Source organism: Flavobacterium sp. (assembly GCF_035760125.1).
Lineage (GTDB): Bacteria > Bacteroidota > Bacteroidia > Flavobacteriales > Flavobacteriaceae > Flavobacterium.
Genome location: NZ_DASTTN010000134.1, coordinates 1 through 10355, shown reverse-complemented (window position 1 = coordinate 10355; position 10355 = coordinate 1). Strand labels below are relative to the sequence as shown.

Sequence of the window (10355 nt, the reverse complement as noted above, 5' to 3'; positions counted from 1 at the left end):
GAAAACAAACGCATCCGAATCAAATCTTTCATAAACGGATCAAAACCCGAGATCAAAACTATTTCAAATATCTTTTTATGTGCTAATTGGATGGAAAGAGAAACCTATGATTTCTTCGGAATCAATTTCATCGGACATCCACAGTTGAAACGTATTTTGAATATGGACGAGATGATTTCTTTCCCTATGCGAAAAGAATTCCCTATGGAAGACAGCGGAAGAACAGATAAAGATGACAGGTATTTTGGAAGAACAACAATCAACCAAGAGCTAAAAAAATAAATATAATTTTTCACATTAGATAAATGTCAGAACTATTATTACCACCAGAGCATCGCTATGCTAAAATAATCGAAGAGAGACACAATGAAGATGGAAGCGAGCTTTCTATTCTGAATTTAGGTCCTACACATCCTGCTACGCACGGTATTTTTCAAAATATCTTGTTGATGGATGGCGAAAAAATTCTTGATGCAGAACCAACCATTGGTTACATCCACAGAGCTTTTGAGAAAATTGCCGAAAATCGTCCTTTTTACCAAATCACTCCACTTACTGACAGAATGAACTATTGTTCATCTCCAATCAATAATATGGGATGGTGGATGACACTTGAAAAACTTCTAGATATCAAAGTCCCTAAAAGAGTTGATTATTTAAGAGTTATAGTAATGGAATTGGCTCGAATTACAGACCACTTAATCTGTAATTCAATCCTTGGAGTAGACACAGGTGCTTATACCGGTTTCCTTTATGTATTCCAATTTAGAGAAAAAGTATACGAAATCTACGAAGAAATTTGTGGAGCTCGTCTTACTACCAATATGGGAAGAATCGGTGGTTTCGAAAGAGACTGGTCACCAGAAGCTTTTAGAAAACTTGACGAATTCCTAAGAGATTTTCCAATTGCTTGGAAAGAATTTGAAAACTTATTCGAAAGAAATAGAATATTTATTGACCGTACCGTAAATGTAGGAGCAATATCTGCAGAGAAAGCAATGGCTTATGGATTTACAGGTCCAAATTTACGTGCTGCCGGAATTGATTACGATGTTCGTGTGGCTCAACCATACAGTTCATACGAAGATTTCGATTTCATCGTTCCAGTAGGAAAATCGGGAGATACTTATGACCGTTTTTGCGTTCGAAATGCTGAAGTTTGGGAAAGTTTAAGCATTATCCGTCAAGCTTTGGACAAAATGCCGGAAGGAAATGAATACCATGCCGATGTTCCTGAATATTACCTTCCTCCAAAAGAAGATGTTTACACTAATATGGAATCTTTGATATACCATTTCAAAATTGTAATGGGTGAAGTTCCTGTTCCAGTTGCCGAAATTTACCATCCTGTTGAAGGTGGAAATGGAGAAATTGGTTTTTATTTGGTTACAGACGGAAGCAGAACTCCTTATAGATTACACTTCAGAAGACCTTGCTTTATTTATTATCAAGCCTATCCAGACATGATTAAAGGTTCAATGTTATCTGATGCCATTGTTATTTTATCAAGTTTAAATGTTATTGCTGGAGAATTAGACGCATAAATTATGGTACACACACATTACAAACAAGAAATAAACATGACCGAAGCATTGATGTCTCGCATCAATGAATTAATCAGTCATTATCCTGAAGACAAAAGAAAATCAGCTTTACTTCCCGTTTTACACGAAGTTCAAGACGCTCACGACAATTGGTTGAGTATTGAATTACAAGATAAAGTTGCCGAAATTTTACAAATCAAACCTATCGAAGTGTATGAAGTCGTTACTTTTTACACCATGTATAATCAAAGACCTATTGGCAAATACATGTTTGAATTTTGCCAAACTTCACCTTGTTGTTTAAACGGCGTAGAGGATTTAATGGATTATACCTGTGAAAAATTAGGTGTTCAAGTGGGAGAACCTACTGCAGACGGTCTTTTTGAAGTAAGAGGAGTTGAATGTTTAGGTGCTTGTGGTTATGCTCCGATGATGCAGTTGGGAGATTTTTACAAAGAACATTTGAACAAAGAAAAAATCGACCAATTGATTGCCGATTGTAAAGAGGATAAAATAATATTACACGATAAATAAGATGTCACAAAAAATATTATTAGATAAAATCAATATTCCCGGGATTAAAACTTATGAAGTATATCGCCAAAACGGTGGTTATGCTTCGGTAGAAAAAGCTTTAAAAACCTTAACTCCAGACGAAGTTGTAGAAGAAGTAAAAACTTCTGGATTACGTGGTCGTGGTGGTGCTGGTTTCCCTGCCGGAATGAAATGGAGTTTTATTGATAAAAAATCAGGAAAACCAAGACATTTGGTTTGCAATGCCGATGAATCTGAACCAGGAACTTTCAAAGATCGTTATTTGATGGAATTCATTCCTCACTTACTGATTGAAGGAATGATTACTTCCAGTTATGCATTGGGTGCTAACCTTTCGTATATCTACATTCGTGGAGAATACATGTGGGTGTTCAAAATATTGGAAAGAGCCATTGCCGAAGCAAAAGCAGCAGGTTTTTTAGGAAAAAATATACTTGGTTCTGGATATGATTTAGAATTACATGTTCATTGTGGTGCCGGAGCTTACATCTGTGGTGAAGAAACTGCTTTGATTGAATCATTGGAAGGAAAAAGAGGTAATCCTCGTATTAAACCACCATTCCCTGCCGTATCTGGACTTTGGGCAAACCCAACCGTGGTAAATAACGTAGAAACTATCGCAGCTGTGCCATGGATTGTAAACAATTCGGGGGCTGATTATGCCAAAATTGGTATCGGTAGATCTACGGGAACCAAATTAATCTCTGCTTCAGGGCACATCAAAAATCCTGGAGTTTACGAAATTGAATTAGGATTAAGCGTTTATGAATTTATGAACTCCGATGAATATCTTGGCGGAATGAGTTCTGACCGTCCTTTGAAAGCATTTGTGCCTGGAGGAAGTTCAGTTCCTGTTTTACCGGCACATTTAATCTATAAAACAGCAGCTGGTGAAGATCGTTTGATGTCTTATGAATCTTTAAGTGATGGTGGTTTTGCCACTGGATCTATGTTGGGTTCAGGAGGATTTATCGTTTACAACGACACCTCTTGTATTGTTCGTAATACTTGGAATTTCTCTCGTTTTTATCACCATGAAAGTTGTGGTCAATGTACTCCATGTAGAGAAGGTACTGGTTGGATGGAAAAAGTATTGCATAGAATCGAAAACGGACACGGACGTGAAGAAGATATCGACTTGTTGTTGAGTATTCAAAGCAAAATTGAAGGAAACACTATCTGTCCTCTTGGTGATGCAGCAGCTTGGCCAGTAGCAGCAGCTATTCGTCACTTTAGAGATGAGTTTGAATACCACATTCGTTTTCCAGAAAAAATAAAAAACAGAGACCATTTTGTTGCAGAACCTTTTGAAAAAGTGAAGCACCTAGTTTCTAAAGTAATAGTATAAAGAAAGAATTTCAGACAATGAAAGTAACCATAGACGGTCAAGAAATTGAAGTAGAAGCAGGAACAACGATCTTGCAGGCTGCGCGTATGATTGGTGGAGAAGTTGTTCCGCCAGCGATGTGCTATTATTCTAAATTAAAAGGGAGCGGTGGAAAATGCCGTTGTTGTTTGGTGGATGTAACCAAAGGTAGTGATGCTGACCCAAGACCAATGCCAAAATTAATGGCATCTTGCGTAACAGGCTGTCAAGACGGAATGGAAATTGCCAGTAAAGCATCTCCAAGAGTAGAGGAAGCCAGAAAAGCAGTAACGGAATTTTTGTTAATCAATCACCCGCTAGATTGTCCAATTTGCGATCAAGCCGGAGAATGCGATTTGCAAAACTTAAGCTTCGAACACGGAAAATCAGCATCCCGTTTTATTGAAGAAAAAAGAACTTTTGAACCTGAAGACATCGGTCCGAACATTCAATTGCACATGAATCGTTGTATTTTATGTCAAAGATGTGTACAAGTTGCGGATCAATTGACAGACGATCGTGTTCATGGAGTAATGGATCGTGGTGATCATGCTAATATCTCTACTTGTATTTCAAAAGCTATAACTAATGAGTTTTCTGGAAACATGATTGATGTATGTCCAGTAGGTGCTTTGACTGATAAAACGTTTAGATTCAAATCAAGAGTTTGGTTCAACAAGCCGTACAATGCGCATAGAGAATGTACAACTCCTGGATGTTGCGGAAAAACAACTGTTTGGATGTTTGGAAACGAAATCCAACGTGTTACAGGTCGTAAAGATGAGTTTCATGAAGTAGAAGAGTTCATTTGCAACACTTGTCGTTTTGACAAAAAAGAAGTTTCTGACTGGGTAATTGAAGGACCACGCGAGTTTGAAAAAGATTCAGTTATCAATCAAAATAACTATACTCAAAAATTAGAAAAAGTAGAAATTGCTACTGAGAAAAATATTCTTTTGGGTAGAGACCAAGACAGAAAAAAAATAAGCATGGCTTCAAATCCATTGGACACTAACACTCAAAAATCTTAAAAAATGGAAAGTACATTTGTTATAGAAAAAAGTGTTGTTATTGTAGTGGTTTTTGCGCTTACCATGCTAATGGCCATGTATTCCACATGGGCAGAACGTAAAGTAGCCGCCTGGCTGCAAGACAGAATCGGACCAAACAGAGCAGGACCATTGGGATTATTCCAACCGCTTGCCGATGGTTTGAAATTGTTCTCGAAGGAAGAATTTGAACCAAACACACCTAATAAATTTTTATTTTTTGTAGGTCCCGGAATTGCAATGGCTACAGCCTTGATGACCAGTGCCGTTATTCCATGGGGAGATAAATTACACTTGTTTGGGAGAGATATTTTATTGCAAGCCACTGATGTAAATGTTGCCATATTGTATGTTTTTGGAGTTGTTTCTCTAGGAGTATACGGAATCATGATTGGTGGATGGGCTTCTAACAATAAGTTCTCTTTGATGAGTGCTATTAGAGCTGCCTCACAAATGGTTTCTTATGAAGTAGCAATGGGATTATCCATAATCGCTTTGATTATGATGACAGGAACTTTAAGCCTAAGAGAAATTTCATTACAGCAATCGGAATGGCATTGGAATGTACTGTATCAGCCGCTAACATTTTTAATTTTCTTGATTTGTTCTTTTGCAGAATTAAACAGAACGCCTTTTGATTTGGCGGAATGTGAATCGGAATTAATTGGTGGATACCACACAGAATATTCCTCTATGAAAATGGGATTCTATTTATTTGCCGAATATGCAAATATGTTTGTTTCCTCTACTATTTTGGCTGTTTTGTTTTTTGGCGGATACAATTATCCTGGAATGGGATGGGTATTGGAAAACTGGGGAGTAAATATTGCCAACGTGTTAGGAATGGCTGCGCTTTTTATTAAATTATGTGGTTTTATTTTCTTTATCATGTGGGTTCGTTGGACTATCCCGAGATTTAGATATGACCAATTGATGCATTTGGGATGGAGAATTTTGATTCCGCTTGCAATTGTAAATATTATGATTACTGGAGTTGTGCTTTTGAGAAGTGAAATAGCTACTTATTTAGGATTTTAATAGAACAAAACACGATGTTAACGGGGACTAGCCCTGATAGAAGTGGAAATCCTTTTATGTTTTTCTTTAAAACATAAAAGATTGCAACGGATAGCAGGATTAGCTACAAATAAAAAATATAAAATGTCAATAGAAACTATATCCTTATCGGGAAGAAAAAAAATGGTCTCCAACAAGGAGATGACTTTTTTGGAACGCATGTATCTGATTGCGATTGTAAAAGGTTTGATCATCACACTGAAGCATTTATTCAGAAAAAAAGCAACGATTCAATATCCTGAACAAGTTCGTCACATGAGCCCTGTGTACCGTGGACAGCACATGCTGAAACGCGATGAACAAGGTAGAGAAAATTGTACTGCTTGTGGTTTATGCGCTTTGTCTTGCCCTGCTGAGGCCATAACAATGAAAGCAGGTGAGCGTAAAGCTGACGAAATGCATTTGTACAGAGAGGAAAAATATGCCGAGATATACGAAATCAATATGTTAAGATGTATTTTTTGCGGACTTTGTGAAGAAGCCTGTCCAAAAGACGCTATTTATTTGACTATATCTAAGGAATTGGTTCCTGCTAGTTATGATAGAGAAGATTTCATTTTTGGAAAAGATAAACTGGTTATGCCACTAGAAATGGCTTTGAAAAACACTCAACTTAAAAACGCTAACTAATGTCAACAGTACTTATTCTATTTTGCGTATTGTCTGCAATTACATTGCTAACAGCATTTTTAACTATTTTTAGCAGAAATCCAATACACAGTGCTATTTACTTAGTGATTTGTTTTTTCTCTATAGCTGGACATTATTTATTATTGAACGCCCAGTTTCTGGCCATTGTACACATCATTGTCTATTCTGGAGCTATCATGATTTTATTACTGTTTACCATAATGTTAATGAATCTTAATGAAGCCGATGAAGTTCACAAACCAAGATTTACGAGATTAGGTGCAATTGTTTCCTTTTGTTTAGTTTGTTTGGTTTTGATAAAAATCTTTATTGATTCTAAACCTATTGTAGAATACGATTATACGGGCGAGGATTACCAATCGATAAAAGTACTAGGAAAAGCATTATTGAACGAATATATGGTGCCTTTTGAATTTGCTTCTATTTTGTTATTGGTAGCAATGATTGGATCTGTATTATTGTCTAAAAAAGAAAAATTAGAAAAATAATGAACAATATTTTAACTCAAATTGGTATAGAGAACTATATCTTCCTGTGTGTAACACTATTTTGTATTGGAATTTTTGGGGTTTTATACAGACGAAATGCAATCATTGTGTTTATGTCTATTGAAATCATGCTGAATGCCGTTAACTTATTGTTTGTGGCCTTCTCTACTTATCACCAAGACGCACAAGGACAAGTATTCGTATTTTTCTCCATGGCGGTAGCGGCGGCGGAAGTTGCAGTAGGACTAGCCATATTAGTTTCGATATTTAGAAATATTGGATCAATTAGCATCGATAATTTAAAAAACTTAAAAGGATAAATGGCAATGGATACCAATTTAGCTTTAGTCTTACTATTAACTCCTTTTTTAGGATTTTTAATTAATGTTTTCTTCGGAAAAAGTTTAGGAAAATCTGTTTCAGGAATCATCGGAACACTTTCAGTAGTGATTTCGTTTATTGTTACTATTTCCTTTTTTCTACAAATCAATCAAACGAAACAAGCTATAACAATTCAATTATTTGATTGGATTCAGATTAGTAATTTTAATGTGAGTTTTGGTTTTTTACTGGATCAATTATCTGTTTTATGGTTATTGTTTGTAACTGGAATTGGTTCGTTGATTCATTTATACTCCATCAGCTATATACATGATGACGAAAAAATGCATTCTTTCTTTGCATATTTGAATCTCTTTATTTTCTTCATGATTACCCTTGTAGTTGGAAGCAACTTATTGGTAATGTTCATTGGTTGGGAAGGAGTTGGACTTTGTTCTTACTTATTAATTGGATTTTGGTATAAGAACCAAGATTATAATGATGCCGCAAAAAAAGCCTTTATCATGAACCGTATCGGGGATTTAGGATTACTAATCGGGATATTTATCTTAGGAAGCTTATTCTCCACTTTGGATTTTGCCACTTTGAAAACAGCTATTGCTGGAGCCTCAAATGTAGATACGCTTTGGTTAAGCATTGCTGCTTTGGCTTTGTTTATTGGAGCTTGTGGAAAATCTGCTCAAATTCCTTTATATACTTGGTTGCCTGATGCAATGGCTGGACCTACACCTGTTTCGGCATTGATTCACGCCGCAACGATGGTTACTGCAGGTATTTTTATGGTATCAAGAATGCATTTCTTATTCGACTTAACACCGGAAGTACAAACAATAATTGCCATAATAGGAGGTGTAACTTCATTGGTTGCAGCAACTATTGGTTTAGTTCAAAATGATATTAAAAAAGTACTGGCCTACTCTACTGTTTCTCAATTGGGATTAATGTTTTTGGCTTTAGGTTTTGGTGCTTATGAAGTAGCCATATTTCACGTAATCACTCACGCTTTCTTTAAAGCTTGTTTATTCTTAGGTTCTGGATCTGTAATTCATGGTTTGCATGGAGAACAGGATATGCGTAAAATGGGTGGATTGAAAAAAGCGATGCCAATCACTTTTTGGACAATGCTTATTTCATCATTAGCAATTTCTGGAGTTCCTTTATTTTCAGGTTTCTTTTCTAAGGATGAAATTTTGATGACTGCATTCCATCATAACATTCCACTTTGGGTTGTTGCCTCCGTTGCTTCGATAATGACTGCTTTCTATATGTTCCGATTAATGTTCCTAACTTTCTTTAATGATTTTAGAGGAACTGAAGAGCAAAAACATCATTTACACGAAAGCCCAGCTTTAATAACATTCCCTTTAATCATTTTGGCTATTTTGGCAACTATTGGAGGAGCAATCAGTTTGCCTGGTAATAGTTGGTTGAATGAATATTTAGCACCTCTTTTTGCAAAAGCGACATCAGAAGAACATGGTTTGGGAACCACTGAATACATCTTAATGGCGATTGCCGTTGTTGGTGGATTCGTTGGAATTGGTATTGCTTATGCTAAATACATCAAACAAAATACAGTACCGAGTGAGGATGCTGAAATAACTGGATTATCAAAAGTACTTTACAATAAATACTATGTTGACGAAATATATGATTCATTATTTGTAGCTCCAATAAACAGTTTGTCAAAAATCTTTAGGGACTATGTAGAAACTGGGATTTCTTCTGTAGTCTTTGGATTAGGAAAAGTTGCCAGTGAACTTAGTTACCAAGGTAAAAAATTGCAGAATGGAAGTGTTGGACTATACCTATTTGCTTTTGTTTTAGGCATGTGTGCCATTGTTTCATTTTTATTTCTAGCTCAATAATTATATACTATGAATGTATCTCTAATATTAATCATCCTTTTAGTTGGCGCATTTGCAACCTATTTAGCTGGTGACAAGCTCGCTTCAAAAGTGGCATTGTTTTTCGGGTTAGCTTCATTGGGTTGCTCAATTGTTTTGTTAAATCATTTTAATTTAGGTGAAAACATCAGCTACATCAGCCAATGGATAACATTACCTAAAGTTTCATTTGCATTAAAAGCAGATGGTTTGTCTTTGGCTATGATTTTATTGACAACTGCCTTGACTGCCATTATAATCTTGTCTTCTTTTGGCAATGATTTCAAAAATTCAAAAGCGATTTATTCCCTTATATTGTTTATGTCATTTGCAATGACAGGAACTTTCTTGGCAAGTGATGGTCTATTGTACTATATCTTTTGGGAATTGTCATTAATACCTATTTACTTTATTGCTTTAATTTGGGGTAATGGGGATGCCGAAGAACGTAAAAAAGCAGTAGTTAAGTTCTTCATCTATACTCTTGCAGGTTCTTTATTTATGCTTGTTGCTTTTGTTTATATGTATCAAAAAGCTGGAAGCTTCCTAATTGAGGATTTATATAAATTAGACTTAACCATAAATGAACAAAAATGGATTTTTACGGCTTTCTTCTTGGCGTATGCGATTAAGATTCCTTTAATTCCTTTTCATACTTGGCAGGCAAATGTTTACCAAAAAGCTCCAACTCTTGGAACTATGCTTTTATCTGGTATAATGCTTAAAATGGGATTGTATAGTCTTATCCGTTGGCAATTGCCTTTGACCCCGTTAGCAGCCAAAGAATACATGTACATATTCATCGGAGTAGGTATTGCTGGTGTTATTTATGGTTCTATTGTTGCATTGAGACAAAAAGATTTAAAAAAACTATTGGCTTATTCTTCCCTTGCTCACGTTGGATTAATTGCTGCCGGAACTTATGCTTTAAACCTTGATGGTTTTAGGGGTGCCGTTTTACAAATGATTGCCCACGGTTTTGTGGTAGTTGGATTATTTTTTGCAGCTGAAATCATTTTTAGAAGATACGAAACGAGACTAATCTCAGAAATGGGTGGCATTCGTTACCAATCACCAAAATTCACTTCAATGTTTTTAATTTTGGTATTGGCTTCTGTGGCTTTGCCAACAACTTTTAACTTCATTGGGGAATTTACAGTATTATACAGCCTTTCTCAAATAAATATCTGGTTTGCCTTATTGGGAGGAACTACAATCATTTTGGGAGCTTATTATATGTTGAAAATGTTCCAACATGTAATGCTAGGGGAAACTAATACAAAACTTTTTACCGACATCACTTTTTCTGAAGGTTTGACAATGATAATTATTATTGCGGTTTTATTTTTCTTTGGGTTATATCCAAAACCAATCAACGATTTGATAACACCAAGTCT

11 protein-coding genes are annotated in these 10355 nt (G+C 35.8%); all 11 read left to right on the top strand.

Features of this window, described 5'->3' with window-relative positions; genetic code table 11:
- A partial coding sequence (locus VFS71_RS05420) for an NADH-quinone oxidoreductase subunit C (RefSeq protein ID WP_326399832.1) occupies positions 1-282 on the top strand: 282 nt, incomplete at its 5' end.
- Between the two features lie 23 nt (positions 283-305).
- The gene (locus VFS71_RS05415; RefSeq protein ID WP_326399831.1) at positions 306-1544 is read left to right on the top strand and encodes an NADH-quinone oxidoreductase subunit D; all 1239 of its coding nucleotides are present in this window, start codon (positions 306-308) and stop codon (positions 1542-1544) included.
- Positions 1545-1547: 3 nt separating this feature from the next.
- Positions 1548-2078, top strand: a complete 531-nt coding sequence (locus VFS71_RS05410; protein WP_326399830.1) for an NAD(P)H-dependent oxidoreductase subunit E — start codon at positions 1548-1550, stop codon at positions 2076-2078.
- Between the two features lies 1 nt (position 2079).
- The gene (nuoF, locus tag VFS71_RS05405; protein WP_326399828.1) at positions 2080-3447 is read left to right on the top strand and encodes an NADH-quinone oxidoreductase subunit NuoF; all 1368 of its coding nucleotides are present in this window, start codon (positions 2080-2082) and stop codon (positions 3445-3447) included.
- A gap of 17 nt (positions 3448-3464) precedes the next feature.
- On the top strand, positions 3465-4496 hold the full coding sequence (locus tag VFS71_RS05400) for a 2Fe-2S iron-sulfur cluster-binding protein (protein ID WP_326399827.1): 1032 nt from the start codon (positions 3465-3467) through the stop codon (positions 4494-4496).
- A gap of 3 nt (positions 4497-4499) precedes the next feature.
- Positions 4500-5552 carry an NADH-quinone oxidoreductase subunit NuoH gene (nuoH, locus tag VFS71_RS05395; RefSeq protein WP_326399826.1) on the top strand — a complete coding sequence of 351 codons (1053 nt, stop codon included), beginning with the start codon at positions 4500-4502 and terminating at the stop codon, positions 5550-5552.
- Between the two features lie 123 nt (positions 5553-5675).
- Positions 5676-6221, top strand: a complete 546-nt coding sequence (locus tag VFS71_RS05390; RefSeq protein ID WP_326399825.1) for an NADH-quinone oxidoreductase subunit I — start codon at positions 5676-5678, stop codon at positions 6219-6221.
- Positions 6221-6730: an NADH-quinone oxidoreductase subunit J gene (locus VFS71_RS05385; RefSeq protein ID WP_077377984.1), complete on the top strand. Its 510-nt coding sequence runs from the start codon at positions 6221-6223 to the stop codon at positions 6728-6730. Before VFS71_RS05390 ends, VFS71_RS05385 begins: the two co-directional genes overlap by 1 nt.
- Entirely contained in the window at positions 6730-7050 is a 321-nt protein-coding gene (gene nuoK / locus VFS71_RS05380; RefSeq protein WP_077377981.1) for an NADH-quinone oxidoreductase subunit NuoK, read from the top strand. The genes VFS71_RS05385 and nuoK overlap by 1 nt, the downstream gene beginning before the upstream one ends.
- A gap of 6 nt (positions 7051-7056) precedes the next feature.
- On the top strand, positions 7057-8940 hold the full coding sequence (gene nuoL / locus VFS71_RS05375) for an NADH-quinone oxidoreductase subunit L (protein WP_326399824.1): 1884 nt from the start codon (positions 7057-7059) through the stop codon (positions 8938-8940).
- A gap of 9 nt (positions 8941-8949) precedes the next feature.
- On the top strand, positions 8950-10355 hold a 1406-nt coding region (locus VFS71_RS05370; protein WP_326399823.1), incomplete at its 3' end, for an NADH-quinone oxidoreductase subunit M.